The sequence below is a fragment of the Corynebacterium sp. sy039 genome (genome assembly GCF_007904105.1).
Classification (GTDB): domain Bacteria; phylum Actinomycetota; class Actinomycetes; order Mycobacteriales; family Mycobacteriaceae; genus Corynebacterium.
Genome location: NZ_CP042325.1, coordinates 209,306 through 226,460 on the forward strand (window position 1 = coordinate 209,306; position 17,155 = coordinate 226,460).

At 49.5% G+C, this 17,155-nt stretch carries 12 protein-coding genes and 1 tRNA gene; 5 read left to right on the top strand and 8 right to left on the bottom strand.

Annotated elements, in window-relative coordinates; translation table 11 throughout:
- Positions 1–82: 82 nt before the first annotated feature.
- Positions 83–1,510, bottom strand: a complete 1,428-nt coding sequence (locus FQV43_RS00950; RefSeq protein ID WP_146338212.1) for a DUF418 domain-containing protein — start codon at positions 1,508–1,510, stop codon at positions 83–85.
- Between the two features lie 45 nt (positions 1,511–1,555).
- The gene (locus tag FQV43_RS00955) at positions 1,556–2,929 is read right to left on the bottom strand and encodes a dipeptidase (protein WP_146338214.1); all 1,374 of its coding nucleotides are present in this window, start codon (positions 2,927–2,929) and stop codon (positions 1,556–1,558) included.
- 337 nt (positions 2,930–3,266) lie between these two features.
- Between FQV43_RS00955 and groL the strand changes: the two genes are divergently transcribed.
- From groL to FQV43_RS00975, 4 genes are all read left to right on the top strand, one after another.
- Positions 3,267–4,907 carry a chaperonin GroEL gene (gene groL, locus FQV43_RS00960; RefSeq protein ID WP_144273721.1) on the top strand — a complete coding sequence of 547 codons (1,641 nt, stop codon included), beginning with the start codon at positions 3,267–3,269 and terminating at the stop codon, positions 4,905–4,907.
- Between the two features lie 202 nt (positions 4,908–5,109).
- Positions 5,110–6,006 carry a polyphosphate kinase 2 gene (gene ppk2 / locus FQV43_RS00965; protein WP_144273722.1) on the top strand — a complete coding sequence of 299 codons (897 nt, stop codon included), beginning with the start codon at positions 5,110–5,112 and terminating at the stop codon, positions 6,004–6,006.
- 115 nt (positions 6,007–6,121) lie between these two features.
- Complete coding sequence (locus FQV43_RS00970) at positions 6,122–8,131, top strand: PTS mannitol transporter subunit IICBA (protein WP_146338216.1); 2,010 nt, start codon at positions 6,122–6,124, stop codon at positions 8,129–8,131.
- Positions 8,128–9,270 (top strand): mannitol-1-phosphate 5-dehydrogenase, encoded by a 1,143-nt coding sequence (locus FQV43_RS00975; RefSeq protein ID WP_146338218.1) that lies wholly within the window; start codon positions 8,128–8,130, stop codon positions 9,268–9,270. Before FQV43_RS00970 ends, FQV43_RS00975 begins: the two co-directional genes overlap by 4 nt.
- On the opposite strand, the gene FQV43_RS00980 is transcribed toward FQV43_RS00975, so the two are convergent.
- The 4 genes from FQV43_RS00980 to hisC all read right to left on the bottom strand — a co-directional run bounded on the left by FQV43_RS00980 (position 9,251) and on the right by hisC (position 15,033).
- The gene (locus tag FQV43_RS00980; RefSeq protein WP_146338220.1) at positions 9,251–13,117 is read right to left on the bottom strand and encodes a Pls/PosA family non-ribosomal peptide synthetase; all 3,867 of its coding nucleotides are present in this window, start codon (positions 13,115–13,117) and stop codon (positions 9,251–9,253) included. The two genes, FQV43_RS00975 and FQV43_RS00980, sit on opposite strands and share 20 nt — an antisense overlap.
- A 14-nt stretch (positions 13,118–13,131) precedes the next feature.
- Entirely contained in the window at positions 13,132–13,575 is a 444-nt protein-coding gene (locus tag FQV43_RS00985) for a MarR family winged helix-turn-helix transcriptional regulator (protein WP_144273726.1), read from the bottom strand.
- A gap of 68 nt (positions 13,576–13,643) precedes the next feature.
- Positions 13,644–13,931 (bottom strand): rhodanese-like domain-containing protein, encoded by a 288-nt coding sequence (locus tag FQV43_RS00990; RefSeq protein ID WP_146338222.1) that lies wholly within the window; start codon positions 13,929–13,931, stop codon positions 13,644–13,646.
- Between the two features lie 34 nt (positions 13,932–13,965).
- Complete coding sequence (gene hisC / locus FQV43_RS00995) at positions 13,966–15,033, bottom strand: histidinol-phosphate transaminase (protein ID WP_146340320.1); 1,068 nt, start codon at positions 15,031–15,033, stop codon at positions 13,966–13,968.
- Positions 15,034–15,261: 228 nt separating this feature from the next.
- Here hisC and FQV43_RS01000 point away from each other — a divergent pair.
- Positions 15,262–15,350, top strand: a tRNA-Ser gene (locus tag FQV43_RS01000).
- A 612-nt stretch (positions 15,351–15,962) separates the two neighbouring features.
- Here the strand turns inward: FQV43_RS01000 and FQV43_RS01005 are convergent.
- Both FQV43_RS01005 and FQV43_RS01010 read right to left on the bottom strand, forming a co-directional pair.
- Entirely contained in the window at positions 15,963–16,163 is a 201-nt protein-coding gene (locus tag FQV43_RS01005) for a hypothetical protein (protein ID WP_146338224.1), read from the bottom strand.
- Positions 16,160–16,969, bottom strand: a complete 810-nt coding sequence (locus tag FQV43_RS01010; RefSeq protein ID WP_146338226.1) for an IS1595 family transposase — start codon at positions 16,967–16,969, stop codon at positions 16,160–16,162. Before FQV43_RS01010 ends, FQV43_RS01005 begins: the two co-directional genes overlap by 4 nt.
- Positions 16,970–17,155 lie beyond the last annotated feature (186 nt).

A 17,155-nucleotide genomic window follows, 5' to 3' on the forward strand; every position in this document is an offset into this window, starting at 1 on the left:
GGTCGGTGGATCCTTTACAGTGTAGTTTGAGTACGGACTGTGCGAGTTAACTCGTAAAAAGACACTCACGTACCTTTTTATTTTAGCTTAAAAACTGTTTTGGCTTGATAACGCTTACCGTGATGCTGTTATTCTCTGGGTTTTCTTCGGTGAGCGCGGGTGCTTGGTTTTGTGATGGGTTTCCTCGGGGTGCTCGGTTGGCACGAAGTCCACGTTTTTCACCCCACGCCACCAGAGCTTCAATGGGGCCGCGTCGGAAGAATAGACGCCAGAGGGTTGCGAAAATGAGCACGATGGTAATGGTGATAAAGAATCCAGACCATGAGTCTAGGTCGGCGACATCTGGCATGGAATCGCTGCTTTCAGAGAATTTCTGTGCATAATAGGCATTTTGCTTTTCGGTGAATTCTTCCCAATTACCGGCAGCAGCAACTTTCTCCTGATAGCGTGACCACGACAGTGAGTCAGATTGCGGATCTGAATAGGCACTGCTAGAGCTATCGATCCATCTATTGTGATAAGCCTGAACCATATCTATGTTTCCGGAAAGGAAAATGCCAGCACTGAGTACATGGATGACATAAGAAGTCAGCGCCATTGATCCCAGAGCACGCAATGGATAACAGAGGGCAGCTCCCATGCGCGGGGTGCATACCAACAGACACAGTGAAATAACAGCAAGGGCGACGCACAAAGAGAAAAGAATATCGACGATTCCACCAGTATGCGGTTCCTTGCTTACCCACGAGCTAAGAAATGCTTGGTGGAAACTCATTGAAGAATCTGGCATGGTAGACCAGCTACTACTTCCTTCGGACCATTTTCCACCGCTGTTTTGTGAACTAAGAGAATCGCTTATGGAACGAGAGAGATACCAGTAGAGGACTGCGCTGAGCATACCAGTAAGAAGAAAAGTAATGATCTGTGTTTTTCGGGAAAAGACCAGGAATCGATGGATAAGAATACCCGCTGTGCCATAACATAGCCAAGCATTGAGCGGATAAGGAGTACCCACCAGCATCATAACGGAACCTAATTGAGTAAGCAGCGATGTTAACGCGGAACCTATGACAAGCAAGATGAAGAATAATATCCACACATTGCGAGTACGCATATGCGTTACTGGTGGTAAGAAGAATAAGATCGCGGCAATAGACAACAGCACTACAGCAATGCTGATTTGTACTGAGGACAGGAATAACCCAATGGCAAAAATAATAACGCCACGGATCAATAATCTGTGGTGAGCTCGTGTTGCGGCTATGCCACCTGCGGCATTACCTGAACTGGCCATAATCGACATGGAAACCCCTGCTAAAACCGCAAAAAGTGCCGAGGGGAAACCATGAATCAGTGGATTGTTTTGCGCTGAACTTGGTGCTAAATGGCTCGCAACCATACCAATGATTGCCAGGGCGCGAGCAAGGTCTAGACCATGAATGCGACCGCCCGAGGTAGCGGGCGGATATACTACAGACCAGGCTCGTTGTATGCGCGAAGATATATTCATACAGTGAGTGTAGCGCAGCCTTATCAGGATAGATAGAGGCAGAAATTATTTTTTATAGCTCGCCAAGAACGCCGCCTCTGCAGTAGCAATATCAATGATTTCTTGTGGATCTACCGACTCATCAGGTGAGTGGATAACACTGCGAGGTTCTTCGACACCAAAGAGAGCAAGTTCAGCATGGGGCATAGCGTCGATAAGCTCAGAGCACAGTGGAATAGAACCACCAGAACCTAGGTGTGTGACTTCTTTGCCATCATAAGCCGCGCTGAGACACTGAGCGAGATGTGACAGCGCCTGGCCACGGGTATCAGTAGCGAACGGCGAATTGACATCGTCAATATCAACCTGAACACGAGCGCCCCAAGGAGTGTGAGCATGAATATGCGTTGCTACTGCCTGTGCTACCTCATGACTGTCATAGTTGATGGGGACGCGTAGGTTCAGGCAGGCGCTGGCAGTGGCTGGAACGGCATTAACTGCCTTGGCGACCTCGGTGGAGCTAAAACCAGTAATAGATATAGCAGGACGAGCCCATACCATATCGGCAGGGTCATCATCTGGGGTACCCATGATGGCAACTCCATCTAAAATGCCTGCGTCAGTGCGGAAATCTTGCCTATCATAGGAAGTTCCTTGCCAGGTTGTGCTGGTATCAACGCCATCAATGACTGTGCGACCATGCTCATCGCGCAAGGAGTCAAGAATACGTACCAGTGCAGCGACAGCATCGGGTGCAGCCCCACCAAAACTACCTGAATGAACAGGGGCGGCGAGAGTATCTACCCGTACTGTAATTTGTGCACCACCGCGTAGTGAGGTGGTCAACGTAGGTACTCCTACTGCTGCATTGCCAGAGTCGGCGATAAAGATGATGTCACTGCGGAACAACTCAGGGCGTGTTTCGATCAGGTGAGAAAGTTCCGCACCACCTTGTTCTTCGGAGCCTTCTACGAGGAAAATGATTCCTAGGTCACTGCCACCAGCTGCTGCTAAAGCGCGTAGTGCGGCAAGGTGCATCACCAAGTTACCTTTGCAATCTGCTGCGCCTCGCGCATACCAACGTCCATCACGTTCGGTAAGCTCGAAGGGATTGTTCGTCCATGCCTCTGGATCTCCCGCTGGGACGACGTCATAGTGTGCGTAGAGCAAGATGGTGGGTGCATCTGCTTGTGCTGCTTTACGACCAATGAGCGTGGTGGCACCGCCTTCGACGGGATATGTTTCTACGGTGAGTCCCACTTTTTCCAGAGCCTGTGCTACCCACTGCGCAGCTGCTGCGTGATCCTGGGCGCATTCAGGACGGGAATGGACGGAGTTAAAGGCAGTAAGTTCACGAAGATCTTGCCAAATAGTATCGCGCTGGGCGCTGATATGTTTCTTCAGTGAGGTTACTAATTCTGGGGATAATGTAGTGCTCATAAAAACAGTATAGGAGTGCTATGCGTATTGGTGCATTATGCGATGCATTGTACGCTACGTGGTGCGCTACGTTGTGTGCGTGGAATGGGGTTAGAGCTTGATGTTCTCTCAAGGCGTACAGTGTTATCTTGCACTGTTTGGGTGAGACTGCTAAAAAAGGGACTTAGCACTTGAAATATGAGAGTGCTAAAAAATAAAAGAAAATAAACCACAAGTTCATGGTCTAGGTGAGGAAATGCCACTCACATTTCCATGCCGTCGCGGGCACTTGGGCTAAGCAACTTATCATGACGCTTGAGTGTCGTCGTGCTATTGAGTTTTAAGGAGCGCAATTCGCATGGCAAAAATTATTGCCTTTGATGAAGAAGCACGTCGTGGCCTAGAAAAAGGTCTTAATACTTTGGCAGATGCCGTTAAAGTTACCTTAGGTCCAAAGGGACGCAATGTTGTGTTAGAAAAGAGTTGGGGTGCCCCAACTATCACTAACGACGGTGTCTCTATCGCTCGCGAGATCGAACTCGAAGACCCATATGAGAAGATCGGTGCAGAGCTCGTTAAAGAGGTTGCTAAGAAAACTGACGACGTAGCAGGTGACGGTACTACTACCGCTACTGTTTTGGCTCAGGCTTTGGTTCGTGAAGGACTACGCAATGTAGCAGCTGGCTCAAACCCAATGGGCATTAAGCGCGGTATTGAAAAAGCCGTGGCAAAGGTTACAGAAAACCTCCTTGCTGGTGCAAAAGAAGTAGAAACCGAGGAGCAGATCGCTGCAACCGCTGGTATTTCTGCTGCTGACCCAGCTATTGGTGCTCAGATCGCTAAAGCTATGTATGCTGTGGGCGGTGGAAAGCTCAACAAAGAATCTGTTATTACCGTAGAAGAATCAAACACTTTCGGTGTTGATCTCGAGGTTACTGAGGGTATGCGCTTTGACAAGGGCTACATCTCTGGTTACTTCGCTACCGACATGGAACGCCAAGAAGCGGTACTAGAAGATCCATATGTCTTGCTTGTTTCTGGCAAGATCTCAAACATTAAAGATCTCCTCCCATTGCTTGAGAAGGTCATGCAGTCCGGTAAGCCATTGCTTATCATTGCTGAAGATGTTGAGGGCGAGGCTTTGTCTACCCTGGTAGTCAACAAGATTCGCGGTACTTTCAAGTCTGTTGCAGTGAAGGCACCAGGCTTTGGTGATCGTCGTAAAGCTCAACTACAAGATATCGCTATCTTGACTGGTGGTCAGGTTATTTCTGAGGAAGTTGGTCTTTCACTAGAGACTGCTGACCTGCCACTTTTGGGTCGTGCTCGCAAGGTTGTGGTCACTAAAGACGACACCACTATCGTCGAGGGCTCAGGAGACGCAGAGCAAATCCAAGGTCGCGTAAAGCAAATCCGCGCTGAGATCGAGAACTCTGATTCCGAATATGACCGTGAGAAACTCCAAGAGCGTCTTGCGAAACTCGCTGGTGGCGTTGCTGTGATTAAGGTTGGTGCAGCAACTGAGGTTGAGCTTAAAGAACGCAAGCACCGCATCGAAGATGCTGTTCGCAACGCAAAGGCAGCGGTTGAAGAAGGTATCGTTGCTGGTGGTGGTGTTGCACTGCTCCAGGCAGCTCACGTGCTCGACAATGATCTTGAGCTTTCTGGCGATGAGGCAACTGGTGTGAAAATTGTTCGTGAAGCACTATCTGCTCCACTAAAGCAAATCGCCTATAACGCTGGTCTTGAGCCAGGTGTTGTTGCTGATAAAGTTTCTTCACTTCCAGCAGGTGAAGGCTTGAATGCGGCAACTGGTGAATACGTTGACCTCATGGCAGCAGGCATCAACGACCCAGTAAAGGTTACTCGTTCTGCACTGCAAAACGCTGCATCCATTGCAGCACTCTTCCTTACCACCGAGGCTGTAGTAGCAGATAAACCAGAACCAGCTGCACCAGCTATGCCAGGTGCTGATGAGATGGGTGGCATGGGCTTCTAAGCTGAGCGCATTCATCGATTAAGTAGATAACATCTAGCAGAGCTAGATGCGTGCAATCCCACGTTCATTTCACTAAAACAGGACGTGGGATTGCTTTTTCATATGTGCTCCGTATGTGTTCTATATGCCGTAGGTGGTGAGTGGGGGAGAAAACTTTTAGCTCACCGCACCTTCATGGCTGCTAGGGGCTACAATTAAAACTATGGCTGACACGGATAATGATCTCCCAGTAATTGACCTAGCTGCTACCGAGGGCTATCTCGTTGATGATACCGATGAAGACGATCCAGTTCTTCTGGCTCCTGACGGTACCCCTATTGATACATGGAAAGAAAATTACCCATACTCAGAGCGCATGACTCGAGAAGAATATGAGCACACAAAACGTGCACTCCAAATCGAGTTGCTCAAATGGCAAAACTGGACTAAAGATACCGGTCAGCGCCATATCATTCTCTTTGAGGGGCGTGATGCTGCAGGTAAAGGTGGCACGATTAAGCGCTTTAATGAGCACCTCAATCCTCGTGGTGCACGCACCGTGGCATTAGAAAAACCATCATTGCGTGAATCTACTTCGTGGTATTTCCAGCGCTATATTCAACATTTCCCTGCCGCTGGAGAAATCGTGTTCTTTGACCGCTCTTGGTACAACCGCTCTGGCGTCGAACGCGTTATGGGCTTTTGCACAGAATCACAGCACGCGGAGTTTTTGCGCGAAGTACCCATGCTCGAAAATATGATTCTTGGCTCAGGTATTTCGCTCACTAAGTTCTGGTTCTCCGTATCACAAAAAGAACAGCGTACTCGCTTTGCTATTCGCCAAGTTGATCCAGTACGCCAGTGGAAACTCTCTCCAATGGATCTTGCTTCTCTTGATCGTTGGGATGATTACACTCGTGCTAAAGAAGAACAGTTCCGCTACACCGACACCGATGAATCCCCGTGGATTACCATTCGCTCAAATGACAAAAAGCGTGCTCGTCTTAATGCAATGCGCTATATTCTGAGCAAGTTTGACTACACCAATAAAGATTATGAACTCGTTGGTGAACCCGATCCGAAAATTGTGATGCGTGGTCGCGACCAAATAGGTGATTAATAAGGCGATTAACAAACCGCACACTTAGCATACTTACCCGTGGCTGATGTTGAAGTGCCACGGGTATCTTTTTTAGAATTATGACTACAGTTGCGCTCTGCTTAAGCCAGTAGTTATGAGACAAAACAGAGCGCAAAAATTTTTCCTAGAAAGTTTCATTGTGACTCAAGCAGCTACAGATACCCGACCACGTACCACACAAGGTGGAATCCGGGTCAGAGTACAAAAATTTGGCACCTTCTTATCCTCAATGATTATGCCCAATATCGGCGCATTCATCGCCTGGGGAATTATCACAGCACTATTTATTCCAGATGGATATTTCCCCAATGAGAAAATCGCCACGCTCGTTAGCGCAATGGTGTTCTATCTTTTACCAATTCTCATTGCATACTCTGGTGGACGGCTCATTTACGACGTTCGTGGCGGCGTCGTCGGTGCTATTGCCACAATGGGTGTCATCATGGGAACAAGCAGCGAAGTATTCCTTGACAAAGGCGAAAGCGGCTCGCCAATGTTCTTGGGTGCAATGATCTGTGGTCCGCTTTTCGCCTGGTTAATGAAGAAACTTGATGCCCTATGGGACGGAAAAATCAAACCAGGCTTTGAGATGCTGGTATCAAATTTCTCCGCAGGTATTTTTGCTGCTCTTGGAGCGATTGCCTCCATGTTCTTACTCACCCCAGTGATGAATGTGGTGATGGCTGCCGCAGCCCGCGCAGTGGAGTTTCTCATCAGCAATAATCTCCTGTTCCTCACCTCGATTCTCATCGAGCCAGCCAAGGTTCTATTCCTCAACAATGCGATCAACCACGGTATTCTTACACCACTAGGCACCGAGCAGGCGGTGGATCAAGGATATTCGCTTCTGTTCTTACTGGAAGCAAATCCCGGACCCGGGTTGGGTATTCTGCTTGCCTATACCTTCTTTGGTCGTGGCTCTGCTAAAGCAACAGCCCCCGGTGCTGCGATTATTCATTTCTTCGGTGGTATTCACGAGATTTATTTCCCGTATGTTCTCATGAAACCAGTCCTCATTGTGGCAGCAATAGCAGGTGGTATGGCTGGTATCTTCACAGAGACACTCTTAGGTGCCGGTCTTGGTTCCACGGCAGCCCCAGGTTCCATCATCGCCATTTTGGGAGTCACCGCGCCAGGCAAACATATTGCAGTTATTGCAGGTGTGCTCATGGCAGCAGTGGTATCCGGTGTTATTGCTTCGCTTATTCTCAAGTTCTCCAAAACTGCTACTGAGGACTTGCATGAGGCAACGCAGAAGATGCAGCAGATGAAAGGAAAGAAGTCTGCTGTGGCGTCGAGTGCGCTGGGGGATAAAGATGCGCAGACTCCTCTGATTTCTCGCATTGTGTTTGCGTGTGATGCAGGTATGGGTTCTTCTGCAATGGGTGCTTCGGTTTTGCGCAATAAAATTAATGACGCTGGGTTTGGCAAACAAGTCAGTGTGGTCAATTGCGCAATCAATAACCTTACCGACTCTTATGACCTGCTTATCTGCCATGAAGATCTCGTAGATCGAGCACAGGCGAAAACCCCTTCCGCTATGCATATTACGGTGGATAATTTCATGGCATCACCGCGCTATGACGAGATTGTTGCGCTCATTAGTAGCCAGCGCCAACCGCAGTCTGGCGACGCCACTCCAGTAGAATCACCAGCAGAACCTGAAGAGAAAAGCGAATTGTTGCGCCCAGAAAACATCATTCTCAGTGGTAGTGCCGGCAGTAGAGATGAGGCTATTGAAGAAGCTGGTGCACTATTAGTGCGTGCTGGTGCTGTGGATGCAAGCTATGTTGCAGCAATGCATGAACGCGAAGCATCAGTATCAACATTTATGGGCAATGGTCTAGCAATTCCGCATGGCACTAATGAGACAAAACAATATATCAAACATTCTGCCTTGGCATTTGTGCGTTATGAGCAGCCGGTGGACTGGGGCGGAAAAGAAGCACACTTCGTTATTGCTATTGCGGGTGCGGATGGTTCGCACCTGAAGATCCTATCGAAGATCGCAAAGTTATTCGCGAAGAAAGATAGCGTACAACAATTACATGATGCAGCTACGCAAGAAGACATACTCGATATTTTTGGAAAGGTAACCGCATGAAAGCCTTACATTTTGGAGCAGGCAATATCGGTCGAGGCTTTGTTGGTGTCATTCTCCACAATGCCGGCTATGAGCTCGTATTTGCAGATGTTTCTGCTGAGCTTATCGACGCACTCAATACCCAAGAGTCCTACACAGTTCATGAAGTAGGAGAGCAACCACGCGATATTGAGGTCACGAATTTCTCAGGTGTTAATTCTGCACAAGATCTTGAGCAGTTGTATGAGCATATTGCCAGTGCTGATCTGATCACTACGGCAGTCGGCCCTCGGGTCCTGGAGATTATTGCGCCGACGATTGCCGAGGGATTGCGTCGAAAGCAAGGGGATAAGGTAGCGATTTTGGCGTGTGAGAATGCCATCAATGCCACTGAAGGGCTCGCCCGTGCTATTCGAGAGCATTATCCCCAAGCAGACGACGTCGCTCTCTTCGCCAACACTGCTGTCGATCGTATTGTGCCCAATCAAAAACCAGGGCAAGGGTTGGATGTTACGGTAGAAAATTATTTTGAGTGGGTGGTGGAACAGACACCTTTCGGGGAAAACATACCAGAAATACCTGGAGTGACCTGGGTAGCTGATCTGGAACCCTATATCACTCGCAAACTTTTTACCGTCAATACCGGACACGCGGCGACTGCATACTTTGGTAATGATGCCGGGATAACAAAAATTTCCGACGCGCTTGCCGACCCCAAGGTACATCAGAAAGTGGCGGCGGTTCTAGCGGAAACCAAACAACTTTTGGTAGAAAAATACGAGTTTAGTGAGCAACAACAGCAAGAATATGTGGATAAAATTCTTGTGCGCTTTGCCAACCCACAACTCCCAGACACCACTGATCGAGTAGGACGCGCACCTCTGCGCAAAATATCCGAGCACGAGCGCTTTATTGGACCTGCAGCACAATTAGCACAGCGCGGGCATCGACCAGCAGCATTGCTCGACGCAGTGGGAGCTGCCTTGAACTTTGATGTGGAATCAGATAGCGAATCTCAGGAGCTCCAGCGTCGGTTGAGCTTGACAGAGGGCAAAGAGGAAGCAGTGGCGGAACTGGTTACTGACCTATGTGGTATCCCCAGTTCACACCCACTATTTGCGGATTTATTAGCTGTTTTCCTTAAGAAAGCGGCTCAGTAGGCTCAATAGGATTACCCTGCCATAGGGTATGCGGTGGTATCTGGTCACCTCGCATGACGAGGGAACCAGGTGCCACCGTGGTATTTTCACCAATGTGGCTGCCTGGTAACGCCACAGAATGTGCCCCAAGGGTAGCACCAGCGTCGATAGTAACTGTGCCCAAACTCATCACACGATCTTGGAATAAGTGAGTTTGCACCACGGTACCTGGGCCAATACTTGCCCCAGCGCCGACATGACACAAATCAGTCTCCGGGAACCAATAGGATTCTACCCACGCACCCTTGCCAATTTTTGCGCCCAATAACCGCAACCCAACATTGAGTGACCCTGTACCCAAATTCGGGCCCAAAAACCATGGTGCAGCCACGACTTCCACCAAAGTATCTTGCAGCTCATTAAGCCACACGAACCAACTCCACAGGGGATGATCCCCCGCTTTGTGCTGCCCAACGCATAGCCACTTCACCACGACCGTTATCAGTAGTGCGACCACACCAGCAGCCATCAACACTAGCCCACTGAGTAGCCACATTAGTGCTAAACCATGATGAGTATAGAGCCACTGCAAAACTACCATAACGCTTGTAGCTAACACGGCTGAAACCATAACCGCACTCAGGCGCAGCGTTTCGACGAACCCGCGCATGATTTTCACCGTTAGCCCAGGATTATAGGTGCGCATTTCGCCTTCTTCTGCTTGCACCTGCACTCGACGCATACGCTCTGGTGGCGAACCCCACCAGTTAGAACCAGCCTTTGCTTTATTCGGAGTAGAAGAAAGCACAGCGACCAAAGACTTTTTCGCCAAGCGTCTACCTGGACCTGCAATACCAGAGTTGCCCACAAAGGAACGCTTACCAATGCGAGTGTGATCGGCAAAGAGCCAACCACCACCTAGTTCATAACCACCGATGAGAGTGTCGTCGGCAAGAAAAGCACCATCACGTACCTCTACCAACTGCGGCACCATCACTGAGGTAGAGATTTCGACATTCTTACCGATTTTTGCGCCCAAACTACGTAACCACAAGGGGGTCAATTGGGACGCATAAAGGATAAAGAGATGGGTGCGGGCATCATCCATGAGCCGCTCAATGAACCAAATGCGCCAACCTAAGAAAGAGCGCACCGGAGTAATTTTAGGACTTAGGTTAAGCCCCAACAGGCGCACCAAAAGCCAAATCATGAGCATATAAGTAGCAAAAGCAACCAGCGCTCCCACCGGCGCGGTGGCAATAAGCCCCACTGGGGTATCTGACAGTGCAAACATAGCAGCCCCGCCCACTGCCAACGCAAACAGCGGCAATAGTGCCAGCACAATAGAGGACAAACCATAAATAGGCACCCACCAGGAACGTCGCGGTGGACGAGTATCCGGAAAATGCTGCTTAGACTTACCCACCTTATGCGCTGGAGAACCAGCCCACCTAGCCCTATCCTTTACAACAGCATTACTCATCAAGGTAGAACCAGGCTCTACATGAGCCTCAGCACCAACACGAGTATGCGGCATCAAAGTAGAGCGAGTACCAATACGTGCGCCAGCACCAATGTCAATAGTGCCGACGTGGATGCGATCGCCATCCACCCAATAGCCACTGAGATCTACTTCAGGCTCTACTGAACAATTTTTTCCTAAGCTAAGCAGACCAGTAACCGGCGGCAAAGAATGCAGATTAACACCCTTGCCCATTTTTACCCCCAGAGTGCGCGCATAGTAATTGACCCACGTCGCACCAGCAATAGAACGTGAACCTGAGGCATCAGCAAGACGCTCAGCAGCCCAAATGCGCAGGTGCACTGCACCACCGCGCGCATATGTGCCAGGGGCAATGCCATGCGTAATAAGTCGTGCGCCCAAGCCACCAATGGGTAAACGCCCCAAAGGGGTTGCAAAAATAAGAAAGAGCAGTAACACCCAGAACCAATTGAGTGGGTGCGCCCACGGCACCCCACATAGTGCAGCCACATTATTGAGCAGCAGTAAACAAACCACCCATGTTGTTGCCTGCAACGTCATAATGGGAACCTGAATCAACCCTTGAGTAAGGCGAGTGCCCATGCCTACAGGTTTTACTATGCGAGTAGGTTGCGTGGCTGCGGCAGGAGAATCAGGTGGGGTAATGCTATCGATTTTCTCGGCCAACGCACCAAGACGCGGGTGATCATAAAGATCACGCACAGAGAGGGTAGGTACCCGAGAACGAATCCGCCCCACCAGAGTGGCTGCCGCCAGTGACGTACCACCGAGCGCAAAGAAATCCGCATCTGTATCAGAAATGGATACGCCAAGTACCTCCACCCATAGCGTTGCCAACCACTGCTCAGTATGACTAAGTCCAGAGGCTTCTACCGTAGTTCCTGGTAGTGGCCACGGAAGGGCTTTTTTATCCACTTTGCCAGAAGTAGTGACCGGCAGGTCGTCGAGCACGTGCAAACGTGGAACTAATGCAGCAGGCATGATCTCACTCAGACGCTGCCTCGCGCGCTCATGATCAAAACCCTGTTCTGGGTCATTGAGACTAAGATAACCGACCAATACTTTTTCGCCAGCAGCGGTATTTTGGACAACTACCGTGGAAGAACGCACATTCTCAAGTGCAGCCAAGTGAGCATCAACTTCACCAAGTTCAATACGCCGACCACCAATTTTGACCTGGTCGTCGATACGCCCAATGAAATAAAGCCCATCAGCCTCAAGACGCACATGATCCCCAGAGCGATATGCCCGCTCCCAACCAACCTGCGGCAAAGGCGCATATTTCTCTTTGTCTTTCTCCGGGTCGAGATAGCGCGCCAAGCCCACACCACCAATGACCAACTCACCGACTTCACCCGGAGCAACCGGATTGCCCTGCTCGTCGACGACCACCAAATCCCAACCAGCCAACGGCAACCCAATAGACACTGCCTTGCCAGGGTAGAGCTGCGTAGCACAAGCAACCACAGTTGCTTCAGTAGGGCCATAGGTATTCCACACCTCGCGCTCAGGGGTAGAAAGGCGTTCGACCAGTTCTGCTGAACAGGCTTCACCACCGACAATGAGCAAACGGATATTATCCAATGCTTCACTAGGCCACATACCAGCAAGGGTAGGAACAGTGCTTACGGCAGTGATATCGCGCCTAATAAGCCAAGGACCAAGGTCAAGGCCAGAGCGCACCAAGGAACGTGGGGCAGGGACTAAGCAGGCACCGTGCGCCCAGGCCAACCACATTTCTTCGCAGGAGGCGTCGAAAGCCACGGACAGTCCCGCCAATACTCGGTCATCAGTGTTGAGCGGGCCACCAGGGGAATTCACCAAGAAAAGCTGGGATTCTGCGTCCACAAAGGCAGCAGCACTGCGATGACTTACTGCCACACCTTTAGGTTTTCCAGTGGAACCTGAGGTGAAAATGATCCATGCGTCATCGTCGGGGGTGGGGCGGTTGGTATCACCTGTGGAACGAGGGGCAAGCATATGGAACCCCTGGGCGTCGAATAGCCCGTTGATAGCTGCTTCGCCAAAAACCATCTCTGCACGTTCATCAGGGTCGTCAGCATCCACAGGTACATAAGCGGCACCGGCTGCCAAAGTGGCAAGAATACTGATGTAAAGGTCACGATGTCCAGAAGGCATCCGAATACCAATGCGATCGCCGCGCCGCACTCCCTGTGAATGCATAAAATCGGCGAGTTGATGCACTTCATCAAGCAACTCGCCGTAGGTAAGAATATCGCCATCGTCAATGGCAGCTGCGTCTGGCACATCATGCGCAGTAGCGCAGAATATCTCGTATAGTGTGCGGGGTGCAGGGGCGTGGGCACTGCGTAAAAATTGGGCTGGATAGCTAGAAATACTCATTGTCACCAGGTGTTTTATTCTTCTTCGGCTGCAATAATGGACTTGGCTAATTTGCGTAAATGTTTCAGCTGCTTAGACGTAGACTCATCCAAGGCACGATCCTCAGCCTGTGTTACCAATTCACTGAGATCTTTCTGTTTATTCCGTCCCTTTTTCGTGGACATAACGATTTGCCTACGACGATCCTTCGGATCTCGTTCCCGCTTAACCCAATTATTCTTCTCTAAGGAATCAATAAGGCGCACCATGTCTGACGCATCAATGGCAAGAATCTCACACAATGATGCTTGACTGGCAGCATGGTGCCCAGATAAGCAGGTCAAAACCCAATAACCGCGAAGAGTAATTTTATGCTCCGCAAGTGAAGCCTCTACCTCGTCACGGGTGCGGCGTCGCAAACGCTCCAATTGAAAAGAAGGCGATGCTAAGAGCGCAGCAGGCAGCTCAGAATTAGTCATATAGCTTATGTTAAGCCAAATCGTGGGTGTTTTCCATTAATTAAATAGAGGCAAGCTCACCTGGTGGTTTACTCAGTAGGTAACTGGGCGGCAAGCCAAGCCATCATTCCGCCGTCCACATTAATCGCTGACACACCCTGCTCAGCCAGATAGGAAACCACCTGTGCGCTGCGCACACCAGCCTTGCAAATGACATAGATATCTTTGCTGCTATCAAGCTCGTGCAGGTGCTCAGGGAACACCGACATAGGTATATTAACCGAGCCGCTGGCGTGTACCTGAGCAAACTCATCTACTTCACGCACATCAATAAGCTGAGCATCGCGAGGGACATCATGCACACTAACTATTCTCATGACCCCATAGTCTAGCCAGTAGCACACAGTTTGGTTAGTGCCGAATCTTTTCCCAGGCAGCAAGCAATCGTTGTGTCTCCTGCGCATCGGTAATAGTAATGCGCACTCCCTCAGGAAAAGAACGCACCAAAATATCATGCTCAGCAAAGGCTGCTGCAAGCTCCTGAGACTCCTGCGCCGACTCGGTAGGCAACCAAATGAAATTACTCTCAGAAGGCGCAGCACCCAATGCCAATGCTGCACGCTCCCGCTGCTCGACGACTACCTCAGTGCGAGTCAGCAATTCTTGAGCAGCCGCCAAACTTGCCACGGCTCCCGCCTGCGCCACCGCATTGACACCGAAAGGAAGGGCAACCTTGTTCAGGGCGTCGATAAGCTGGGGATTGCCAAAGGCATACCCCACGCGTAGCCCAGCCAACCCATAAGCCTTAGAGAAAGTTCGCACCCCAATGACATTGGGATAATCGCGAACATAATCCAGGGATTGCGGGCTATCTGGATCACGCATGAACTCGATATAGGCTTCGTCGAGAGCAATGATGATATGCGGGGGAACAGCAGCGAGAAAACGCTCGAAATCCTGCCGAGAAATGGTAGTGCCAGTGGGATTATTTGGATTACAGACAAAAATCAACTTTGTGCGCTGCGTGATAGCAGCAGCCATTGCTTCAAGATCATTGCGTAACTGGCTGGTCAGCGCAATAGGAACAGATGTAGCACCAGTAACCGTAGTGAAAATAGGGTACGCCTCAAAACTACGCCAAGGGAAAATGACCTCATCACCAGGACCAGCACAAATCTGCACTAGCCCCTGACACAGTGCCGAAGAACCACAACCAACAGCAACCTCTGCCACAGTTAACCCCAAATGCTGCGCAAGTGCCTCACGCAATTCCACACTCGCCATATCTGGATAACGGTTCACCGTGCCAACAGCCTCAGTCATGGCGACAACTGCTTGCTCAAGAGGTGGAAAACTCGGCTCATTAGAGGACAATTTCAGCTTTCCGACGCTACGTGCGCCAGGGGAGTAGGTGGGAATACTATCTAAATGAGCCAAAGGGCGTGGTGTGGTTTGTTGTGCAGGGTTGGCTTGGTGCATAGGGTTGGCGGTGTGCTCACGAGGCGATTGTTGTGCAGACATTTTTCCAGCATAGCTTGTTTGAGCAGTAATAGTAGCACAAGGGGGTATGGAGTAGCTGGGTGCTGCCATCGAATGCTGTGGCAGGTAGCGGCAGGTAGTGGTAGTGCAATAATGCGGACTGTAATGCGAGTTTGTTTCATAACATATGTGCTTGTACTATTGTTAAGGATTCCTTGAGGATCACACGGAGACGTGCCAGAGCGGCCGAATGGGGCTCACTGCTAATGAGTTGTCTACTTAACGGTGGACCGGAGGTTCAAATCCTCTCGTCTCCGCAAATCTCCCCCTAGTTCTTGCAGCTAGGGGGAGATTTTTTGTGTTTTAGGGTTAAGTTGGGGTTAAGGGGCAAAAAGTGTTTTTGGTTGGTGTGCCGCGATGTGAGTGCTTTGTCTGTATGGTGTCGGGATAATAAGCGTGCGTATGTGAGGTTTTGTACCATCATCAGGTTTTTCTGCTGCGGTGGCGGCGTTTTTTCTTCATTGACCCTGTGCATACTGGGCATCGTGGTCTGCTTGTTTTTACTGTGTTGAGTTAACCATCACCGCAGCACATAAGGGGGGTGTTTATGGTGCTGTGTTCTACCAAAATTGACATAGACTAACAATAAACCCCCTCACCTGCACGAACAGTGATTGAATGAGAAAAATTACCGCAACTGCCCAAGAGTTGCCGAAACCTAATAATATGATTGGTGCTAAAAGGAGGGCATTAAACCCCAACGGTGGGTTGGCGCAGGCACTGTATTGATACTCAATGCTTTAGGCATTCCCTTTTTTCGCATACCTATGATTGCTTCTATAACGTTGTGTAGTTACCACGTATCACAACCATTTATCCCAGCAAGGATTCCTGCACATTAACCAGCTTTGTTTATGGCGTTTTACGTGCTACATCATGCCTGTAATGGTTCGTCGTGTTAGATCATCCATTGGTGGGATATGCTCACTATTCATAGAGCAACGATGAACTGTGTATGTGGATTGGCGTAGAATATCCAGCGTTTCACGTTCTGTGTTGTTGTCGATCCATTCCATCCATGATAGATAGCGGTGTAGGTTCTTGGAGGCGACACTGCTAAAACGCCTCATAAACCGTTTGGTTTTAGAGTGCAGTGCGTTGATTGGCGCAAGTTTGCCGCGGTCATCTTTAGAATGATAAGCCCTGTGGTAGCACCAAGTTTCTTCAGCGCTGAAACATAGCCTGAACCTTTGTCCGTGATAACAGTGCAACCAGACGTAACAATGTCACCAAGGGCTAGGCGGGCGGTATTTTTAGAAATACTACTGTATCCAGCAATTTGATGGAAAATACTTCCCGTAGATGTCACGCCCATAACCACACAAACCAACAACCTTGACTGACTTTTCCCCTTCCTTAACCCGCCGCGCTTTTTAGCTTTAACACCATCAGGCACAGCTGCCCCCTTATAGTTAATAGGGAAAAACGTTTCATCGATATAAGCTAAGTTTCCCCTGTTCACCGTAACTTTTTTAGCATTTTTCTCAACCAGCTCAAGAACACGGTGCCGCATAAAGAAAGCAGTGGCAACAGCAACCCCGCAGCGTTCGGCACTACGACGAACACTTACACCGTCGATAAAACATTCAGCGAACTTCCTCCATGTCTCTAAAGACAGTTTGGAGGTTTTGAGAACTTTGTTTGTGGAGTGTCCAAAGGTGCGCTGGCACCCTTTACACAAATAGCGTTGCCCGCCCTTTGATGTGCCTTTGCGCACAACGGAATCACACTCGCAGCGTGGACATTGTGACAGAATCTCACCATACTCTGGCTCGTGAAACAACTGCTCCAGCTGTTCAATCAAGTGTTGTCGTTCTTCTGGTGTGACTGTGGAAATTATCTCTTTGACTTGGTTAATGATGTCTGTGGTTGTCATGTCTTAAATTGTAAAAACCTCCCCCGACATGAAGAACGGGGTGTTCGTTGTTATGTTCGATGTCAATTTTGGTAGAACACAGCATGTTTATGGTGGGGTTATTCGATAGCTTATTTGACGCTATTAACCAGGGGTGATGATGGTGTTATGGGCATATTTTCCTCTTAACTCACCGAAAATACGACT